The sequence below is a fragment of the uncultured Ruegeria sp. genome (assembly GCF_947500045.1).
GTDB lineage: Bacteria > Pseudomonadota > Alphaproteobacteria > Rhodobacterales > Rhodobacteraceae > Ruegeria.
Genome location: NZ_CANMQQ010000001.1, coordinates 1 through 18273, shown reverse-complemented (window position 1 = coordinate 18273; position 18273 = coordinate 1). Strand labels below are relative to the sequence as shown.

The following is an 18273-nucleotide window of genomic DNA, read 5'->3' as shown; positions in this document are numbered from 1 at the left end:
CCTTATGCTTCTGCTTCAGCAGCAGCTGGTGCTTCGTCCCGCTTGGGCAGGATGTCAGCAACCTTTTTGCCACGACGCTGTGCAACCGAACGCGGGCTCTGCTCTTTGGTCAGGCCGTTGATGGTTGCGCGGATCATGTTGTACGGGTTCTGCGAGCCCAGCGACTTGGACACAACGTCCTTGACGCCCAGCATTTCGAACACGGCACGCATCGGACCACCGGCGATGATACCGGTACCTTCAGGTGCCGAGCGCATGACAACTTTACCGGCGCCGTGACGGCCTTCGATATCGTGGTGCAGGGTCCGACCTTCGCGCAGTTGCACGCGGATCATCTGACGCTTGGCTTGTTCAGTTGCCTTGCGGATGGCCTCGGGTACTTCTTTCGCTTTACCCTTACCAAAGCCGACGCGGCCTTTCTGATCGCCGACAACCACGAGAGCGGCGAAGCCAAAGCGCTTACCACCTTTTACGGTTTTCGACACACGGTTGATCGCAACCAGACGATCTGCGAATTCCGGAGTTTCATCGCGGTCACGACCACGGCCCCGGCGGTTATCACGTTCTGCCATTTTGGCATCCCTTATACTGTGGCGCTATCGGCGCCGTTTGTTCAATCCAAGTGAGCCCCGACTGTCGCCGAGGCCCCCGGATCATCGGGGCAGCCGCAAAGCTGCCCGCAAGTCTTAGATCTTCAGACCACCTTCACGCGCAGCGTCGGCCAAGGCCTTCACTTTGCCGTGGAACAGGAAGCCACCACGATCGAAATAGGCCTCTTCGACGCCTGCCTTCTTGGCACGCTCGGCGATGACCGCGCCCACTTTGGTGGCCGCTTCGACGTTGTTCTTGCCAACGAGACCCAGGTCTTTTTCCAGGCTCGAGGCCGAGGCCAGGGTCACGCCACGTACGTCGTCGATCAACTGAACAGAGATGTTCTTGTTCGAACGGTGTACGGACAGACGCGGACGACCCGCGTTGACCTTGCGAAGTTTGTTCCGAACGCGCAGGCGGCGCTTCAGAAACAGGGTTCTTTTGCTGTTTGCCATTGTTTGCGTCCTTACTTCTTCTTGCCTTCTTTGCGGAAGATGAACTCGCCCTTGTAGCGGATGCCTTTGCCCTTATAGGGCTCGGGACGGCGCCATTCGCGGATCTTCGCCGCGACTTCGCCCACCTGCTGCTGGTCGTTGCCTTCCACAATGATAACGGTCTGCTTCGGTGCGGTGATGGTGACACCTTCCGGAGCAACGAAATCAACGTCGTGGCTGTAGCCCAGGTTCAGCTTCAGGGTATTGCCCTGCATCTGAGCCCGGTAACCAACACCCTGAATCTCCAGCTCTTTCTTGAAGCCTTCGGTCACACCGGCCACCAGGTTAGCGACCATAGTGCGGCTCATGCCCCACTGCTGGCGCGCGCGCTTGGACATGCCGCGAGGGTTGATTGTAACCACGTTGTCTTCGACTGACAGCGTAACGTCGTCAGTCGCGGTGAAGCTGCGGGCGCCTTTGGGGCCTTTGACTTCGATGGTCTGGCCGGAAACCGAAGCGGTTACACCGCTGGGCAATTCGACCGGACGTTTACCAATACGAGACATTGACAGACCTCCTTAGAAGACGGTGCATAGCACTTCGCCGCCAACATTGTTGGAGCGTGCGTTCTGGTCCGACATCACACCTTTCGGAGTGCTGACAATCGACACGCCCAGGCCCTGACGGACCTGCGGGATGTCACTGACGCCCATGTATACGCGGCGACCGGGCTTTGAGACCCGCTTCAGTTCGCGAATAACAGGGGTGCCTTCGTAGTATTTCAGGCTGATTTCGATGGCCGGATGACCATTTTCACCAGTCGTCGCCTCGTAGCCACGGATGTAACCTTCGTCCGCCAGCACGTCCAGAACCCAACCGCGCAGCTTAGAAGCTGGGGTGGAAACGGTGGACTTGCCGCGCATTTGCGCGTTGCGGATACGGGTGAGCATATCGCCGATAGGATCGTTCATATCATTCTCTCCCTTACCAGCTCGATTTCACCATGCCGGGGATCTGACCTGCAGAACCCAGCTCGCGCAGCGCGATACGGCTGACCTTCAGCTTACGATAGTAAGCATGAGGACGACCGGTCAGCTGACAGCGGTTATGAAGACGGGTTGCCGAGCTGTTGCGCGGCAATTTCGCCAGTTTCAGACGCGCTTTGAAACGCTCTTCCATCGGCTTGCTCTCGTCATTCGCGATCTCTTTAAGCTCGGCACGCTTTGCGGCATACTTGGCCACCAGGCGTTCGCGCTTCTTCTCGCGTTCGATCATTGCTTTTTTAGCCATGTCTCAATCCTCCCGGCGCTTACGCGTTGAACGGCATGTTGAATGCTTTCAACAATGCCTTTGCTTCAGCGTCGGTGTTCGCTGTGGTGGTGATTACGATATCCATGCCCCAGACCTCGTCGACCTTGTCGAAGTCGATTTCCGGGAATACGATGTGCTCTTTCATGCCCATGGCAAAGTTGCCACGACCATCAAAAGACGGTTTCACACCGCGGAAGTCACGAACACGCGGCATCGCGATGGTGATCAGGCGATCCAGGAATTCATACATCCGGTCACCGCGCAGGGTTACCTTGGCACCCAGCGGCATATCTTCCCGGACGCGGAAACCCGCGATCGACTTTTTCGCCAGCGTCGCAACAGCCTTCTGACCGGCAATCGCCGTCAGATCCTCGACAGCCGCTTTGGCTTTCTTGGAATCACGAACAGCTTCTGCACCACAACCGATGTTCAGAACGATTTTTTCCAGCTTGGGCAGCTCCATATCGTTCTTATAGCCAAACTCTTCTTTCAGAGCGGCACGGATGGTTTCAGCGTACTGAGCTTTCAGACGCGGGGTGTAGTTTGCAGTATCAAGCATCGATCACGTCCCCCGTGGTCTTGGCGAAGCGTACCTTCTTGTCACCTTCCATGCGGAAGCCAACGCGAGTTGCTTTGCCGTTCTTGTCCAGCAGAGCCAGGTTCGACAGCTCGATCGGGTTTGCCTGAGGCAAACGGCCGCCCTGATTGTTCTGGGTCTGACGGGTGGCGCGGATGGCGATGTTGATGCCATCAACAACAGCTTTACCGGCAGAGGGGTTAACCGAGGTAATCGTACCCTCTTTGCCCTTGTCCTTGCCGGCCAGCACGACGACCTTGTCGCCTTTGCGGAGTTTAGCAGCCATGATTACAGCACCTCCGGAGCAAGCGAGATGATTTTCATGAAGTTCTTGCCACGCAGTTCACGAACAACGGGGCCAAAGATACGTGTACCTACGGGCTCGTTGTTGTTGTTCAGGATGACGGCGGCGTTGCGATCAAAGCGGATCGCGGTGCCGTCTTCGCGACGGACTTCTTTGGCGGTGCGTACGACGACGGCCTTACGGACGTCACCTTTCTTTACGCGGCCGCGCGGGATGGCTTCCTTCACCGAGACGACAATGATGTCGCCGACGGAGGCGTATTTACGCTTGGAACCACCCAGGACCTTGATGCACTGAACTCGGCGTGCGCCGGAGTTGTCAGCGACATCCAGATTGGTCTGCATCTGGATCATGTGGTTTCTCCCGACCTGTGAGGGCTGGTCTAGTTAAATCCCCCAGGGTTTCGACAAATTGGAAAAGTTCTGTAGGCTTATGCCTCCAGAACCTCCCAGCGTTTGGTTTTCGACTTTGGTGCGCATTCGATGATGCGGACGCTGTCACCTACCTTGAAGGTGTTCTTCTCATCGTGAGCCCGGTATTTCTTGGACTTACGGATGGTTTTCTTCAGAACCGGATGCGTAAAGCGACGCTCGACGGAAACGGTTACGGTTTGTGCGTTGGCATCGCTGGTTACGGTGCCGGACAGGATACGCTTGGGCATAGGATTACTCCTCCGATGCCGCAGCAGCGGCCTTTTCGTTCAGAATGGTTTTGACGCGGGCAGCATTGCGGCGGGCCGCTTTGATGCCGGCGGTGCTTTCCAGCTGACCGGTTGCCTGTTGAAAGCGCAGGTTAAAGCTTTCTTTCTTCAGGTTGGCCAGTTCCTCGCGGAGCTGGTCGGGGGTCTTGTCACGCAGTTCTTGGGCGTTCATCGCCTTTTCCTTTGCTCAAAACACCAGAAGGCCCCGTATACGGGTCACCTTTGACCTGGTGGATGAATGATAGACATACGAATCCCCCGACTCAGCCGGGGGACCGCAAGATGCCGCTCTATAGGGGGTTAGGAGGTGGGTGGCAAGGGAAAGATTCTGAGGGCTTACGAAACCCTCTTCAATCGCCCCTTAAACCAAGCATGAAGATCAACAAAACCCAATTCACCGGCGGCAACGGCAACGACCAAATCGTCGATGGGTTCGTCATCGTCTATTTCTAGGCAATAACCACTTCTTTCGATAAGAATCTCAACAACCAACCAAGCGGTTCTTTTGTTGCCGTCAACAAAACCATGGTTGCCGATCATGCTTTGCAATAGTGCCGCTGCCTTGCGGGAAATAGAACGATGATATCCGGAATATGGGCGGCCCAACGCAGACTCTACGAGATCAAGGCTCGCCACACCGTCGCGACCGCCAAAAGTCAAAGCCTCATCATGCGCAGCAATCGCGTCAGCCAAAGTTACTGTGTAGTGCTTCTTACCTATCGGCCAAGCGCTTCAACGCAGAATGACGTTTTTTCGAAGCCTCCTTGACAGCAGATACAGATTTGAAGCCGGGTTTCTTGACACCCGACGAAGATTTCACTTCCGTAAAACGTCCTGTTTTTGCGTCCCGGACGATATAGCCGCCTTTGACCGTCGTCTTCTTTGCTGCCGTTGCCATCAGTTATTTCCTCAACACACAACTAATATGGTCAGTACTTTTGTTCTTCGCAAGCCTCATTGCTCTATCATCGATCTAGTTGCAGATTTGATAACGATCAGCGCCGATACAACAGAGGCAGCTAAATTAATGCTAAAATCTGGCACTAATCTGCTCACATCTAAACCTACCGCAGAAAAACGCAAAACGCGGCCTCGTTTGCACGAGACCGCGTCTTCAACTGTCTAAGTCTGAGTGACTTACGCCAGAGCGATGTTCACAGCCGACTCGCGACCGTCACGGCCGGGTTCGATGTCGAATGTTACTTTCTGGTCGTCGGCCAGGCCGGTCAGACCCGAGCGCTCGACAGCAGAGATGTGTACAAACACGTCTTTGCCACCGGTCTCCGGTGCGATGAAGCCAAAACCTTTAGTTGTGTTGAACCATTTTACGGTGCCATTGGCCATATCCGTAGTCTCCTAGTAAGTTGCTGTCCGCGGAATTGCGACAGCGCGGCGTAGTCGGTCTGGATCGAGAGACTGAACGCCGAAGAACGGGAGACAGTGGTCGAAAAAGAAAAACGTTAGCGCGCCTCACATGGGTCATGTCGGGCTATATTGCAAGACATATTCCTAAATTAGGTTGAAAAGTGAATGCCTTCGGCGACAGTTTGCTAGTCCCACCGGTAGTTGAAGCTGACGCTGATCCGCTCGTCCTCGGCCATGTTCATCGGCACCTCATGGCGCAGCCAGCTTTCCCACAGCAGGACGTCACCCACCTTAGGCTTCATATAGATGAACGGCTGCAAATCGCGCCGCCCGCCCTTTAGGCGCGTCGGTGCGGCCATCATGCGGCCGGAGCGGGGGTCTTCCAGCTTAAGGGCACTCGCCCCTTCGGGCATGGCCACATAAGTCGTTCCTGAAATGACGCTGTGCGGGTGCAGGTGGCTGGAATGCATCCCGCCCTCGGGCAGGATGTTGATCCACAGGTCTTCAAGCTTTAGCTCACCTTCGCCCAGATCGAATTCCAGATCCTTGGCAAACGCCGCGACATGCAGATCCAGTGCCGCGACCAGATCAGCGAAGATCGGAAACCGCCAGGGCAAATCTGTCAGCGAGGCATAGCTGGTGTACCCGGGATAGCCGTTTTCTTCGCACCACTCCTGCCCGGCTTCATCATCCTCGGCGATGACAAGGCAGGAGCTTTCCAACTCTTCCGGGTCGATCTTGGGATCGAACTCGGACAAGGCTGCGCGATAAAGACGGGTGACGAAGAGTGATTCAATCTGTGCCATGGGTCGGGCATAGCCCAAGCCCTGATCCAAGACCAGCCCCAGCCAGCCTTCAGTTTTTGACCGGCCCTGAACCGCAGCGCGGGATCGGGCGTCCGCCATCTGCGTAGGCCAGACACATAACAATCTCGTCCGGTTTCGGCGCATCCGGAATATTCAAAGTCATGGTATCGAAATGGTCAAAGGACCATGGGTTGTCCTTGTGCCCAAGCGGCAGATCGATCGCACATCCCGGTGCCCCAAGTTTGGCATTGGACGGGATGACCGCTTCGCCCCCACCCGCTGTAGCGCGCATAGGAGCGCCAAGTTTCGGGTGGATCAGTGCGCCGCCTTGTTCCAGATCGCCATTTAAGCCAACAATCGCTGCTTTACCGTATGAAATCGGAGCACCGTCAAGTTGAGAAACAGCCTCGGCCGCGAGGTCTGCGCCGAGCGCACCACCTATTTCAAACAGCTCGGACAAGTCTTCCGAAAATTTACCTGCGAGTGGGTTCTGTATGACTGCCAAAGCTGCGACCCGGCAAACCGGAGCACATGGTTGCCCCAGTTGGTCGGTGGTTATGACCTCTTTGATGAACACCTTCTTGCGCAGCTGAAACATAAGACCCTCCCATTCACAATTGGCAGCCTATGGGGGCCATGGACAAACGTCGACTTTTTTCACGAAACGATGGGACGGGTCACATTAGGCTGACGCATAAGAAAACCCCCGCCGGTGTCCCGACGGGGGTTAATCTTGTCACGAACGGGGTTGCCCCGGGTCGCTTACCAGTCTTCGCGAACCACGACGCGGGACTTGATCGGCAGCTTCATCGCGGCCAGGCGCAGGGCCTCGCGGGCGATGTCGTCATTGACGCCGTCGATCTCGAACATCACGCGGCCAGGCTTGACCTTGCAGGCCCAACGATCGACGGAACCTTTACCTTTACCCATACGAACTTCGATCGGCTTTGCAGTGACCGGAGTGTCGGGGAAGATGCGGATCCAGACGCGGCCCTGACGCTTCATGTGACGCGTCATGGCACGACGTGCAGCTTCGATCTGGCGTGCAGTTACACGCTCAGGCTCAAGAGCTTTCAGGCCATAGGTGCCAAAGTTCAGATCAGAGCCGCCTTTGGCTTCGCCCTTGATCCGGCCTTTGTGCATCTTGCGAAATTTAGTACGCTTTGGTTGAAGCATATCTTTCCCTCCTTAGCGACGACCGCCACCAGCACCACGAGGTGCAGGGCCGTCCTGGAGTTCCTGTGCTTTACGGTCACGTGCCTGCGGATCGTGCTCCATGATCTCACCTTTGAAGATCCAGACCTTGATCCCGATGATCCCGTAAGGAGTCATCGCTTCGGCTTGTGCGTAATCGATGTCGGCACGCAGGGTGTGCAGAGGCACGCGGCCTTCGCGGTACCACTCGGTCCGTGCGATTTCGGCGCCGCCCAGACGGCCAGCGACGTTCACCCGGATACCCAGAGAGCCCATGCGCATGGCGTTCTGAACCGAACGCTTCATCGCGCGACGGAACGAAACCCGGCGCTCCAGCTGCTGAGCGATGGACTCGGCAACCAGCTGTGCGTCAAGCTCGGGCTTGCGCACTTCGACGATGTTCAGGTGCAGTTCGCTGTCGGTCATCAGAGCGATTTTCTTGCGCAGAACTTCGATGTCCGCGCCTTTCTTACCGATGATGACACCCGGACGTGCTGTGTGGATCGTAACGCGGCACTTCTTGTGCGGACGTTCGATGATCACACGGGCGATGCCGGCTTGCTTGCACTCTTTGTTGATGAACTCACGGATTTTCAGATCTTCCAGCAGAAGATCGCCGTAGTCCTTGGTATCTGCATACCAGCGGCTGTCCCAGGTGCGGTTGACCTGAAGGCGCATGCCGATCGGATTGACTTTATGTCCCATTAGGCTTGCTCCTCAACTTGACGCACCTTGATGGTGATCTCCGAGAACGGCTTCAGGATTTTCCCGAAACGGCCACGGGCCCGCGGACGACCGCGCTTCATGACCAGGTTCTTGCCAACCCAGGCTTCGGCGACGATCAGCTCGTCGACATCCAGGTTGTGGTTGTTCTCGGCGTTGGCGATTGCAGATTGCAGGCACTTCTTGACGTCCTGCGCGACACGCTTGTTCGAGAAAGTCAGGTCGGTCAGAGCCTTCTCAACTTTCTTGCCGCGGATCATCTGCGCAACCAGGTTCAGTTTCTGCGGGCTGGTACGGAGCATGCGCGTTTTCGCCATTGCTTCGTTTTCGGCCACGCGGCGGGGGTTCTTTTCCTTGCCCATGACTTACTTCCGTTTCGCTTTTTTGTCAGCGGCGTGACCGTAATAGGTGCGAGTTGGCGAATACTCACCGAACTTCTGACCGATCATGTCTTCCGAGACGTTGACGGGGATATGCTTATGGCCGTTGTACACACCAAAGGTCAGACCCACGAACTGGGGCAGAATGGTGGAACGACGCGACCAAATCTTGATGACTTCGTTGCGGCCCGACTCGCGCGCTGCTTCGGCTTTTTTCAGCACGTAAGCATCGACGAAAGGACCCTTCCAAACAGAGCGAGACATAGATTAACGTCCCTTCTTCTTGGCGTGCCGCGAGCGGATGATCAGCTTCTGGGACGCTTTGTTCTTGTTGCGGGTACGCTTACCCTTGGTGTCCTTACCCCATGGAGTAACCGGTGTACGGCCACCCGAGGTACGACCTTCACCACCACCGTGCGGGTGATCGATCGGGTTCATTGCAACACCACGAACTGACGGACGCACGCCCATGTGGCGTTTACGACCGGCTTTACCGAGGTTCTGGTTGCTGTTGTCGGGGTTGGACACGGCACCGACGGTGGCCATGCATTCCTGACGGACCATGCGCAGCTCGCCCGAGCTCAGACGGATCTGAGCGTAGCCGCCATCGCGACCAACGAACTGAGCGTAAGTACCGGCCGCACGTGCGATCTGACCGCCTTTGCCGGGCTTCATCTCGATGTTGTGGACGATGGTACCGATGGGCATGCCCGAGAACGGCATTGCGTTGCCCGGCTTGATGTCGGCCTTGGCGGATGCCACGACTTTGTCACCAACAGCCAGACGCTGCGGAGCCAGGATATATGCCTGCTCGCCGTCTTCGTATTTTACCAGTGCGATGAATGCGGTCCGGTTCGGGTCATATTCGATCCGTTCGACGGTTGCCGCGACATCAAATTTATTCCGTTTGAAGTCAACGATCCGGTAGAGACGCTTTGCGCCACCGCCGCGGCGGCGTGAAGTGATCCGTCCGGTGTTGTTCCGGCCGCCCGATTTGGTCAAACCCTCAGTGAGAGACTTGACCGGACGTCCTTTCCAAAGCTCCGAACGGTCGATCAGCACCAGCCCGCGCTGGCCCGGCGTCGTCGGCTTGTACGACTTGAGTGCCATGCTTTCTGTCTTCCGTTTAGCAAGTGCGGGGATTTCCCCGCTATGTGATAGGCCCCCGTAGGTGCCAAGGGTATAGGGCCCCGAAGGTCCCCGGTTTCAAATATCATAGGCCCCGGAACGAATCCGAGGCCGTAAGATTGGGTGCATATAGCCGTGTTGGGGGTGGGTGTCTATAGGAATCAGAAACATTGTGTATGCGTCTCACTCCCATTCACCCACTGAACGAAGAAGAACTTTTCGAGCCTCTTATTTGTTTGCATATCAATTAATGTTTTTGAGTGAGGAACTCATGCCTCAGGAGTGTTTCACTTGCTGAATCGTACGCGCTTTGGGGCGTGTAAACAGATCGGCGGGCGCTGATGAATACAAGAAACAGCCTGACCCGCATTTCCAGTTCGGCCCCCTCAAAGCCAATAGCCGCAAAGACTCCCCTCACAAACTCATATCGTCTGCGATCGACTTCTCTCAGGGCTTCGGCCACGACGGGGTCCTGAGCCGCCCAGGATCGGAAAGCGATATCAAATTGATCAAGCCCTTCAGCCTCGACATATTGCGTTAACGACAACAGGCGCTCTGAAGGTGAAGCCTCGGACGTATTGACATCGTTGATGACCGATTCCGTAAACTCCTTGGACCAGTAATCGATCAGCGCCCGAACAAACTCATCACGGTTTTTGAAGTGGTGGTAAAAACTGCCCTTCGTGACGCCAAGGTTTTTGACGAGAGAGTCGATTCGCAGCCGCGCACCCCCCTCAGTTGCAAGGACATTAAGGGCTGTTTCTAACCATCTTTCGCGGTCATATCGAGGAAGAGGTGGTGATTTTTGAGTGTCGCGCATGCCTTGTTTTTAAGCCATAATTGCGTGCCGTCAAGACATACATACCAAAAAGTACTTTACAGACTATTAGGTATGGAGCATACCATTAGGTACCCTCCATACATATTCGAATGGATGGGGATTTCAGACCTCAAGGGGGATGTACGATGCCTAAGAAACTTTTATCAGCGACACTCGCGACAGCTTGCGTCATTGCCGCAACTGCAACTGCGCAAACCTGGGAAGAAAATCTTGCCGCAGGTGCTGCCACAACCGAACAGAACCATCTCAACGTGCCTTTCACGCAGATGAAGAACATGAAGACCGCTTTCAGTTCGCCCGGAAACTGGCCGATATTTGAGAACCGAGGACCACTGGATCGTTCGCCTGCCGACAAGCCGTCCAAAGTTCTGGTCATGGGAAGCGGCGACCCAAACCCAAACCCCTATCGTTATGGCCCGGCTCTGGCGGTCATCGTAAACGACTATCCTTATTTCATTGACGCTGGAGAAGGCTGGTGGCGCGCACTAGGTAAATCGGTTCAGTCTCAGGACGCGATGGATCTGGCAACAATCATGAACGTGCCGAACATCAAGTACATGTTCCTGACCCACCTGCACGAAGATCATACCGTTGGGTTGCCGTCTTTCATTCTAAATCCGTTCAAATTCGGGTCGAACCTGGCTGTCGTCGACAAGAAGGTCTACGGCCCCGCCGGTGTCGACGAGATGATGGCCAGCATCAACGACGCGTGGCGCATAGACCGCAACGAAATGGCACAAGGGTCGACGGTGCAGAAATTCGACGGTGCGACCGCAGTTGGGGTGCCGGTTTGGCCACATGTTGACGTCAACGGACGTAAGATATTCGAAGATGACAATGTTCTGGTCGAAGCCTTCCCCACAGCGCACGGGTTTTTGGAGAACACCCACGCCTACAGGTTTACGACCAAACCCGACGGCCGTGTTCTCGTCTTTGGCGGCGACGGACACTATTCAGAAGGGCTGGTGAATGCATCCAAGGATGCCGATTTGCTATTTGTCGAAGGTATCACCCGCAAGAACATCAAGTTTGCACCGTGGGGCGGTCAGTCCGAGGAAGAAAAAGTGAAGGTCATCGGCGCCTACCACATGTTCCCCGAAGACATGAAGAAGCTGCAAGATGACAGCGGTGTCAAAGGCATCGTCATGGTACATGTGCAGAACTACAACAGCCCCGAAGACTTTGACCGCCTCAGCGTTCTGCAAGAGATGATCGACGAAGGCGTGGTCAATATCCTGCAGGCTTCGGACGGCGACCTCTACTAGACACGGTCAGCGTGCCAAAAACAGTTTTGTGTCAATCCTCACGAAGTAAGGCCCCTGCTTTTGCTGGGGCCTTTGCCGCTCCGGAATCGGGTTCGATCAGAGAGCGCTGGACACGTCGAGTGCGCTCCTCTTCCCGGGTCAGATGCGATTTTTGACGTCTTTCCGCCTGCCCAACTGGCCTCGCACGATCACTTCTTGTCGCGTGCGGCCTTCTCTTCTTTGGTCAGCTTGGCGTTCCAGACATTCTTACTCAGACCAAGCTCAGCGGGCGCGGGTTTGGTCTTGCCGACGCTTACTTTGCCTCCTTTATCCAGGAACTCCTGAATAAGGGCGTCATCTGTAGTTTCTTTGGGGACATGTTTCATGCGTGTATGCCTATCTGCTCGGCGCACTCGAAGCAACGGCAGGATCGCAGGGCAATCTGAGAGCGCAGTTTCAGAACAGACGTTCGCATGACAAAAGACCCCCACGTTCGCGGGGGTCGGTATCTCTTTCCAAAGACGGGTCCGATCAGAGAGCTGTGGATGCGTCGATGGGATTACGCTCTTCGCGGGTCACATATGCTTTGTTGACGTCTTTCCGACTGCCCAGCTTAGCCGTCAGCCTTCATTTCAGTCGCAATCTCGATGGTGATCGGCCCGGTTGAGAATGGCCCTACGCCAAATTCGGTGTGGTCAATCTCACCTTCCGCCGTGAATGCCACCCAGTCACCCGCGTAATATTCGATGGCACTGCCCAGCGGGTGCTCGCCCTGATGGGTCAGCGTCGCCTGCAGGGTCACGGGTTTGGTCACGCCATGGATGGTCAGGTCACCGGTTACGTCTGCTGTGGAATCGCCGGTCCGTTTGATTTCGGTGCTGACGAACGTGATCTCGGGATAGGTTTCAACCTCGAAGAAATCCGCAGATTTCAGGTGATCATCCAACGGCCCAAAGCCCGAAGCCAAACTGCTGGTGTCAATCGTCACGTTCAGCGTCGAAGCCTCTATATCATCGGCATTCAGATCCAGCACGCCGTCAACTTTGGTGAATTCTCCATGTTGGGTTGAGACGCCTGCGTGGCTCCAACCGAACCGGACTTCGGTGTGCCCCTGATCGGTTTTGTAGGTCTGTGCAAAGGCCGGTGTAACAGCAATTGTCAAGGCAGCGGCGGCAATCATGGACTTGAATGTCATGGTGGTATTCCTTTCATCCGATAGGCACTGGATTTTAGATGAATTTTCATCTAAATGAATCGAGCAAAGACAGCAATCAGAATTGAAATGAACACGAAGTTGTGAAGAACGATCTCCCGACGGATTCTGAAACAGATATATGGGTGGCAATGAACCGGGCCACCCGGCGCATCCAGTCGGATATCAGCGCGGCCTTGAAGGAAGCGGGTCTTCCACCGTTGAAGTGGTACGATGTGCTTTGGTCGCTTGAACGCCACGGTGGACAACTGCGCCCCTTTGAGCTTGCACAGGACACCATATTCGAACAGTCGAACCTGTCCCATCTGAGCAAGCGTATCGCAGCGGAAGGTCTGATCGATTTTGTCGAACTCGGCAGCGACAGGCGGGGCAAAGTTCTGAAAATCACTGAAAAGGGCCGAGACGTGCGGAAACGCATGTGGTCCATCTACGGCCCTATGCTGCATGATCGGATGCGCACATTTGGCAAGGCAGACGGTTGGCAGGCATTCATCGAGGCGGAGCAGAACCAAACCTGTCCAAACTAACGGATACCCAGACAGCCAGCGCAATTCAGAACCACATGGCGGAGGCCCCCATCATTCGGGGAACTATCGACCTGTCTCCAAAGACAGGTTCATCAGATATTGGTAGACACGTCGATGGCGTTGCCGTCTTTCAGGGACGCACATCACCCATAAAGCGCGCGCGCCTCAGCGAATGATAGCAGACGGCGGTTCTGTTCGTCCCACAGGTGCAGTCGCGCATTGGCGAGGCTCTCGCGGATGGTCATCTGGTTGCTGTTGGCCAGCTCATCATGATCGCGAAGAACCTCGGTCAGACGGTAGAATGGAATACGGCTGTACAGATGGTGAACGTGGTGGATGCCGATATTGGCGCTGAACCACTGCAATACGGATGGCAGGATATAATGCGAGCTTCCGTGCAGCGCGGCTTCGTGCAGTTGCCAATCCTTATCGGGATCCCATTGCGTTTCTTCGAATTGGTGCTGGACGTAAAACAGCCATACTCCGGCCGTTGCGGCAATCAGAGTCGACGGCAGGAAAATCAACAGCACCGGCATCAGGCCGCCAAAATAGTAGATAAGAATTAGCGCAAACAGAATGGCCGCATTTGTCGCCATCGCGCTGACCCAGAATTTTAGGCTTCCCATCAGGCCAAGCGGCAGCCGGTTCTGGAACAGAAACAAGTAACCGGGGCCAAAGCCGAACAAGGTAATAGGATGGCGATACAATCGGTACCAAAATCGGTTCATGGGTGTCAGCCTGCGGTATTCGGCCACCGTCAACGTGTGAATGTCACCCATGCCGCGCTTGTCCAGGTTTCCAGACGAGTTGTGGTGGGTGGAATGTGTACGTCGCCAGACATCATATGGGGTCAGGGTCAGCACTCCGATCAAACGCCCGACCCAGTCGCTGACGGCTCGGTTTTTGAAGAACGCTCCGTGCCCGCAATCATGTTGAATAGCAAACAGTCGCAAGAGAAAAGCGGCGTTCAAGACTGAGAACCCCAAAGCCAGCCAATAACTGAACGACAGCGATGCCCAGGATATCGCCCAGAGTGCGAAGAAGGGGATTACGCTTATGCCAAGCTCGAACGAGCTGCGCAATTGATTAGGTTCTCGGTATTTGGCAAGCGTCGTCACCCAATCACGCGCGGCAGTTACATCCGGCTTGTTCCGGGTCGGGAGAGAGGGTTTGGTCATACGCCTGCCATGTCTTCTGGTTATTAGGAACCGGATAGACTACCACCCCGGCAAGGCAAGTGAATTCTCAATGAGGCGATGGTTTCTCATTCAATTCTTGGTGTCTCGGCCACAAAAAAAGGCCCCCGCTCTCGCAGGGGCCTTGATCTCTCCAAAGACAATTCCGATCAGAGACCGGTGGATACGTCGATGGTGTTACCCTCTTCCAAGGTCACATATGCTTTTTTTACGTCTTTCCGCTTGCCCAATTGGCCGCGGAACCGCTTGACCTTGCCTTTGGTGATGGTGGTGTTAACCGCCTTCACCTTGACACCAAACAGCGATTCAACCGCTTCTTTGATCTGCGGTTTGTTGCTGTCGATCGCCACTTCAAAGACAATCGCGCCATTCTCGGACGCCATGGTCGACTTTTCGGTGATGATCGGCTTGCGGATCACGTCGTAGTGTTCTGCCTTCGCGCTCATTTCAGACGAGCCTCCAGTGCTTCGACAGCCGCTTTGGTGAGCACCAGGGTGTCACGCTTGAGGATGTCATAGACGTTTGCGCCCATCGACGGCAGGATATCCAGACCTTCGATGTTCTTGGACGCTTTCAGGAACCCTTCGTTCACGGTCGCCCCGTCGATGACCAGAGCGCGTTTCCAGCCCAGGTTTGCAACCTGTTTGGCCAGAGCGGCGGTCTTGCCTTCGGCTTCGGCGTTCTCGATCACGACCAGTTCACCAGCTGCCATTTTGGCAGACAGCGCGTGGCGCAGACCGAGTTTACGGAACTTTTTCGGCAGGTCGTGACCATGCGAACGCACGACCGGACCTTTGTAAACGCCACCACCCCGGAAGATCGGTGCCGAGCGAGCGCCGTGGCGAGCGCCACCGGTGCCTTTTTGGCGATAGATCTTCTTAGTCGAGTAGGACACTTCCGAGCGGGTCTTTACCTTGTGGGTGCCAGCCTGCGCGTTGTTGCGCTGCCAACGGACCACACGGTGCAGGATGTCTGCGCGCGGCTCGAGGCCGAACAGGTCTGCATCCAGCTCGATGTTGCCGGCTTTGCCGCCGTCCAGTTTGATTACATCAAGTTTCATGCTTCACCACCTTCCGCGGGAGCTTCTTCCGCAGGTGCTTCAGTTGCGGCACCTTTTACGGCTGCCGGGAAAGGCAGACCTTCGGGTGCTTTCTTCTTGACGGCGTCCTTGACGGTAACCCAGCCCGATTTCGGTCCGGGAACGGCGCCTTTGATGAAGACCAGACCACGGTCGGCGTCAGTTTTGACAACCTCGAGGTTCTGGGTGGTAACACGGGCGGCACCCATGTGACCGGCCATCTTCTTGCCTTTGAACACCTTGCCCGGGTCCTGACACTGGCCAGTTGAACCGTGCGAACGGTGGCTGATCGAAACACCGTGCGAGGCGCGCAGACCACCAAAGTTCCAACGCTTCATTGCACCAGCAAAGCCTTTACCGATCGAGGTTCCCGAAACGTCAACCTTCTGACCTTCCAGGAAGTGTTCTGCCGAAATCTCGGCACCCACTTCGATCAGGCCATCAGCAGAGACGCGGAACTCGGCCAGCTTACGCTTGGGCTCGACCTTGGCAGCGGCATAGTGGCCGCGCATGGCCTTCGAGGTGCGTTTTGCCTTGGCAGCACCGGCACCCAACTGAACGGCGGTGTAGCCGTCTTTGTCATCGGTGCGCTGTGCAACGACCTGCAGGTTGTCCAGGTGAAGAACGGTCACAGGAATCTGCTTTCCGTCTTCCATGAACAGGCGGGTCATGCCTACTTTTTTTGCGATAATACCAGAGCGCATAATCTATACCCTCCGATCTTACGACTGCAGCTTGATCTCGACGTCCACACCAGCAGCGAGGTCGAGCTTCATCAGCGCGTCAACGGTCTGGGGGGTCGGATCAACGATGTCGAGCAGACGCTTGTGCGTGCGGATCTCGAACTGGTCGCGGGATTTCTTGTCAACGTGAGGGCCACGGAGAACCGTGAACTTCTCGATCTTGTTCGGCAGCGGGATCGGGCCGCGCACGTTCGCGCCGGTCCGCTTGGCAGTGTTGACGATCTCTTGCGTGCTGGCATCCAGAACGCGATAGTCAAATGCCTTCAGCCGAATACGGATATTTTGGCTTTGCATAATAACAGCCTTTTATCAGGCGTTGAGGTTGAGAGGAGGACAAGCGCGCATCGCCAACCCTCATCGAACCCAAAAGGCGGGAATCACCCCGCCTTGATGTTCTTGTAGAGAACTCGCGCGATCTACAGGGGTGTGAGGGGTTTGGCAAGGGGGAAATGAAATCTGAGTAAGTCGACCTGTTGTTACTTTCGCATGCCGGAAATTACTCGGCGCATTAACTCCAAGAACTGGGTTTGTTCCGTGGAGTTAAGAACCGTCAGGGCTTGCAAATTTACGTTCTGGGCTGACTGGTAGGCATCATTGCGAAGAGCTGCGGCTTTTTCAGTCAACCATATCAATTGAGCCCTGGCATCGGCAGGGTTCTTGGTCCTCTTTATCAGACCATCCCGCTCCATTCGACTAAGAGTATTAGCAAGGGTTGCCTGCTCAACATCAATTTTGCTCAGCAGGTCTTTTTGGGATACGCCGTCCTTCAGCCAAAGCTCCAGTAAGATTGGGAACTGCCCTACTACGATACCCAAAGGGGAAATACGCTGCTGCAGTTCTTTCGCGAACAATCGCGCCATGTGGTTGATCAAATATCCAGCTGAATCTTCTTTTTCGAACTTCATACGATCAATTTACACTTGCATAGCTAGCTATGCAATATTATATAGCTTGCTATGTTTTAATTGCCGAAAGGAGAACGAGATGGCGCGCATTGAAGAGTTGGACAATATCGCAACCCTAGGTGATCAGATGGAAACTGATGAAGGTCCTATTGTTCTTATTAACTTGTTTACAGTTGACGCCAACGACGAAGAGGCCCTGTTGAGCGCATGGACTCATGACGCCAACTTTATGAAATCCCAACCGGGATATATCTCAACCCAGCTTCACAAAGGCATCGCTAACAGTTCGACCTTTGTGAACTATGCCGTTTGGCAAGACGTCAAAAGCTTTCGCGACGCTTTTACCAATCCTGAGTTCCAGCGTCGCATTGCTGATTACCCAGAAAGCGCAGTAACGCGCCCCCACCTTCTACGGAAGTTGTCCGTCGACAATCACTGCGTTGCATAGTGCCAAATTCAAAGGTGACACATGGTTAGGGTAATCCACCCCATCGCCGGAGTTGTTGGGTTTTTAACAATCCTGACATTCTGGACTTCCACGCTAATCAGCGAGCTATTCACATCCTACTCGACCGTTGCAGTCGTTAAATCCATGATCGTAAACGGCCTGTTTCTACTGATTCCTGCAATGGCAATTGTAGGTGCAACCGGAATATCGATGGGGCGTCGTCGTAAAGACGCTCAGGCATTGGCAAAAAAGAAAAGAATGCCGTTCATCGCTGCAAACGGCTTGCTCATCCTTGTTCCTGCCGCTCTCTATCTGAACGCAAAGGCTGCTGCGGGGTCTTTCGATACTAGCTTTTACTTAATCCAAGTTATCGAATTGATCGCCGGGGCGACAAACCTGACATTAATGGGGATGAGCATACGTGACGGTCGCGCTATGGCTGCGCGAAGGCGTGGGTTTTCTTAGAAATAGCTAACACGTTTCAAAAAGAAAAAGGCCGCCCCGATGTGGAGCGGCCTTCATTAGTCTCACCGATGAGCCGGGCTGAAGCCCGGCCTACCGACTT

Annotated in this window: 32 protein-coding genes and 1 pseudogene; 4 read left to right on the top strand and 29 right to left on the bottom strand. The window is 55.2% G+C overall.

Annotation, left to right across the window (positions count from 1 at the left end; genetic code table 11):
• Window positions 1-2: 2 nt before the first annotated feature.
• The 21 genes from rpsE to Q1B46_RS00065 all read right to left on the bottom strand — a co-directional run bounded on the left by rpsE (window position 3) and on the right by Q1B46_RS00065 (window position 10333).
• Window positions 3-572, bottom strand: coding sequence for a 30S ribosomal protein S5 (rpsE, locus tag Q1B46_RS00165; protein WP_299667529.1), 570 nt, complete (start codon window positions 570-572; stop codon window positions 3-5).
• A gap of 114 nt (window positions 573-686) precedes the next feature.
• Window positions 687-1046 (bottom strand): 50S ribosomal protein L18, encoded by a 360-nt coding sequence (rplR, locus tag Q1B46_RS00160; protein WP_299943251.1) that lies wholly within the window; start codon window positions 1044-1046, stop codon window positions 687-689.
• 11 nt (window positions 1047-1057) lie between these two features.
• Window positions 1058-1591, bottom strand: a complete 534-nt coding sequence (gene rplF, locus Q1B46_RS00155) for a 50S ribosomal protein L6 (RefSeq protein WP_113791482.1) — start codon at window positions 1589-1591, stop codon at window positions 1058-1060.
• Between the two features lie 12 nt (window positions 1592-1603).
• Window positions 1604-1996 carry a 30S ribosomal protein S8 gene (rpsH, locus tag Q1B46_RS00150; RefSeq protein ID WP_074736201.1) on the bottom strand — a complete coding sequence of 131 codons (393 nt, stop codon included), beginning with the start codon at window positions 1994-1996 and terminating at the stop codon, window positions 1604-1606.
• A 13-nt stretch (window positions 1997-2009) separates the two neighbouring features.
• Entirely contained in the window at window positions 2010-2315 is a 306-nt protein-coding gene (rpsN, locus tag Q1B46_RS00145) for a 30S ribosomal protein S14 (protein WP_010437098.1), read from the bottom strand.
• A 19-nt stretch (window positions 2316-2334) separates the two neighbouring features.
• Entirely contained in the window at window positions 2335-2895 is a 561-nt protein-coding gene (gene rplE, locus Q1B46_RS00140; RefSeq protein WP_299667520.1) for a 50S ribosomal protein L5, read from the bottom strand.
• Entirely contained in the window at window positions 2888-3199 is a 312-nt protein-coding gene (gene rplX / locus Q1B46_RS00135; RefSeq protein ID WP_299667517.1) for a 50S ribosomal protein L24, read from the bottom strand. The genes rplE and rplX overlap by 8 nt, the downstream gene beginning before the upstream one ends.
• Window positions 3200-3201: 2 nt before the next feature.
• Window positions 3202-3570, bottom strand: a complete 369-nt coding sequence (gene rplN, locus Q1B46_RS00130) for a 50S ribosomal protein L14 (RefSeq protein ID WP_008757934.1) — start codon at window positions 3568-3570, stop codon at window positions 3202-3204.
• A 77-nt stretch (window positions 3571-3647) separates the two neighbouring features.
• Complete coding sequence (gene rpsQ / locus Q1B46_RS00125; protein WP_299667514.1) at window positions 3648-3878, bottom strand: 30S ribosomal protein S17; 231 nt, start codon at window positions 3876-3878, stop codon at window positions 3648-3650.
• Window positions 3879-3882: 4 nt separating this feature from the next.
• Window positions 3883-4089, bottom strand: coding sequence for a 50S ribosomal protein L29 (gene rpmC, locus Q1B46_RS00120; protein ID WP_037311745.1), 207 nt, complete (start codon window positions 4087-4089; stop codon window positions 3883-3885).
• A 164-nt stretch (window positions 4090-4253) separates the two neighbouring features.
• A complete protein-coding gene (locus tag Q1B46_RS00115; protein ID WP_299943237.1) occupies window positions 4254-4610 on the bottom strand; it encodes a type II toxin-antitoxin system death-on-curing family toxin in 357 nt (118 codons plus the stop codon).
• 19 nt (window positions 4611-4629) lie between these two features.
• Window positions 4630-4815, bottom strand: a complete 186-nt coding sequence (locus Q1B46_RS00110; protein ID WP_299943234.1) for a hypothetical protein — start codon at window positions 4813-4815, stop codon at window positions 4630-4632.
• A gap of 239 nt (window positions 4816-5054) precedes the next feature.
• Complete coding sequence (locus Q1B46_RS00105) at window positions 5055-5261, bottom strand: cold-shock protein (RefSeq protein ID WP_010437077.1); 207 nt, start codon at window positions 5259-5261, stop codon at window positions 5055-5057.
• A 206-nt stretch (window positions 5262-5467) separates the two neighbouring features.
• Window positions 5468-6088: a 2OG-Fe(II) oxygenase family protein gene (locus Q1B46_RS00100; RefSeq protein WP_299944703.1), complete on the bottom strand. Its 621-nt coding sequence runs from the start codon at window positions 6086-6088 to the stop codon at window positions 5468-5470.
• A gap of 49 nt (window positions 6089-6137) precedes the next feature.
• A complete protein-coding gene (locus tag Q1B46_RS00095) occupies window positions 6138-6686 on the bottom strand; it encodes an amino acid synthesis family protein (protein ID WP_299943230.1) in 549 nt (182 codons plus the stop codon).
• A 164-nt stretch (window positions 6687-6850) separates the two neighbouring features.
• A complete protein-coding gene (gene rplP, locus Q1B46_RS00090) occupies window positions 6851-7264 on the bottom strand; it encodes a 50S ribosomal protein L16 (RefSeq protein ID WP_113791489.1) in 414 nt (137 codons plus the stop codon).
• A 12-nt stretch (window positions 7265-7276) separates the two neighbouring features.
• Entirely contained in the window at window positions 7277-7987 is a 711-nt protein-coding gene (gene rpsC / locus Q1B46_RS00085; protein ID WP_037311761.1) for a 30S ribosomal protein S3, read from the bottom strand.
• Window positions 7987-8367, bottom strand: coding sequence for a 50S ribosomal protein L22 (gene rplV, locus Q1B46_RS00080; RefSeq protein WP_008756532.1), 381 nt, complete (start codon window positions 8365-8367; stop codon window positions 7987-7989). The genes rpsC and rplV overlap by 1 nt, the downstream gene beginning before the upstream one ends.
• A 3-nt stretch (window positions 8368-8370) precedes the next feature.
• Entirely contained in the window at window positions 8371-8649 is a 279-nt protein-coding gene (rpsS, locus tag Q1B46_RS00075; RefSeq protein WP_010437056.1) for a 30S ribosomal protein S19, read from the bottom strand.
• 3 nt (window positions 8650-8652) lie between these two features.
• Complete coding sequence (gene rplB / locus Q1B46_RS00070; protein ID WP_074736212.1) at window positions 8653-9495, bottom strand: 50S ribosomal protein L2; 843 nt, start codon at window positions 9493-9495, stop codon at window positions 8653-8655.
• 265 nt (window positions 9496-9760) lie between these two features.
• Window positions 9761-10333: a TetR/AcrR family transcriptional regulator gene (locus Q1B46_RS00065; RefSeq protein WP_299943190.1), complete on the bottom strand. Its 573-nt coding sequence runs from the start codon at window positions 10331-10333 to the stop codon at window positions 9761-9763.
• Window positions 10334-10479: 146 nt separating this feature from the next.
• Here Q1B46_RS00065 and Q1B46_RS00060 point away from each other — a divergent pair, with 146 nt between their 5' ends.
• Window positions 10480-11619: an MBL fold metallo-hydrolase gene (locus tag Q1B46_RS00060; RefSeq protein WP_299943187.1), complete on the top strand. Its 1140-nt coding sequence runs from the start codon at window positions 10480-10482 to the stop codon at window positions 11617-11619.
• Window positions 11620-11807: 188 nt separating this feature from the next.
• Here the strand turns inward: Q1B46_RS00060 and Q1B46_RS00055 are convergent, their stop codons facing one another.
• Entirely contained in the window at window positions 11808-11984 is a 177-nt protein-coding gene (locus tag Q1B46_RS00055; protein WP_200818576.1) for a hypothetical protein, read from the bottom strand.
• A gap of 296 nt (window positions 11985-12280) precedes the next feature.
• A pseudogene (locus Q1B46_RS00050) lies at window positions 12281-12778 on the bottom strand (YceI family protein); the annotation flags it as partial.
• Window positions 12779-12942: 164 nt separating this feature from the next.
• On the opposite strand from Q1B46_RS00050, the gene Q1B46_RS00045 reads away from it, so the two are divergent.
• The gene (locus Q1B46_RS00045) at window positions 12943-13338 is read left to right on the top strand and encodes a MarR family winged helix-turn-helix transcriptional regulator (protein WP_299943183.1); all 396 of its coding nucleotides are present in this window, start codon (window positions 12943-12945) and stop codon (window positions 13336-13338) included.
• Window positions 13339-13481: 143 nt separating this feature from the next.
• Here the strand turns inward: Q1B46_RS00045 and Q1B46_RS00040 are convergent, their stop codons facing one another.
• From Q1B46_RS00040 to Q1B46_RS00015, 6 genes are all read right to left on the bottom strand, one after another.
• Window positions 13482-14516, bottom strand: coding sequence for a fatty acid desaturase (locus Q1B46_RS00040; RefSeq protein ID WP_299943180.1), 1035 nt, complete (start codon window positions 14514-14516; stop codon window positions 13482-13484).
• A 167-nt stretch (window positions 14517-14683) separates the two neighbouring features.
• A complete protein-coding gene (locus tag Q1B46_RS00035; RefSeq protein WP_058272362.1) occupies window positions 14684-14980 on the bottom strand; it encodes a 50S ribosomal protein L23 in 297 nt (98 codons plus the stop codon).
• Window positions 14977-15594 carry a 50S ribosomal protein L4 gene (gene rplD, locus Q1B46_RS00030; RefSeq protein WP_282022293.1) on the bottom strand — a complete coding sequence of 206 codons (618 nt, stop codon included), beginning with the start codon at window positions 15592-15594 and terminating at the stop codon, window positions 14977-14979. The genes Q1B46_RS00035 and rplD overlap by 4 nt, the downstream gene beginning before the upstream one ends.
• Window positions 15591-16316, bottom strand: a complete 726-nt coding sequence (rplC, locus tag Q1B46_RS00025) for a 50S ribosomal protein L3 (protein ID WP_074736220.1) — start codon at window positions 16314-16316, stop codon at window positions 15591-15593. The genes rplD and rplC overlap by 4 nt, the downstream gene beginning before the upstream one ends.
• An 18-nt stretch (window positions 16317-16334) precedes the next feature.
• Window positions 16335-16649, bottom strand: coding sequence for a 30S ribosomal protein S10 (rpsJ, locus tag Q1B46_RS00020; RefSeq protein WP_008756422.1), 315 nt, complete (start codon window positions 16647-16649; stop codon window positions 16335-16337).
• A 182-nt stretch (window positions 16650-16831) separates the two neighbouring features.
• Window positions 16832-17260 carry a MarR family winged helix-turn-helix transcriptional regulator gene (locus tag Q1B46_RS00015; RefSeq protein WP_299667476.1) on the bottom strand — a complete coding sequence of 143 codons (429 nt, stop codon included), beginning with the start codon at window positions 17258-17260 and terminating at the stop codon, window positions 16832-16834.
• A 79-nt stretch (window positions 17261-17339) separates the two neighbouring features.
• Between Q1B46_RS00015 and Q1B46_RS00010 the strand changes: the two genes are divergently transcribed.
• Together Q1B46_RS00010 and Q1B46_RS00005 are read left to right on the top strand one after the other, a co-directional pair.
• Window positions 17340-17708 (top strand): antibiotic biosynthesis monooxygenase family protein, encoded by a 369-nt coding sequence (locus Q1B46_RS00010; RefSeq protein WP_170781614.1) that lies wholly within the window; start codon window positions 17340-17342, stop codon window positions 17706-17708.
• Window positions 17709-17852: 144 nt separating this feature from the next.
• Complete coding sequence (locus Q1B46_RS00005) at window positions 17853-18173, top strand: hypothetical protein (protein ID WP_299943169.1); 321 nt, start codon at window positions 17853-17855, stop codon at window positions 18171-18173.
• The last annotated feature ends 100 nt before the right edge of the window (window positions 18174-18273 follow it).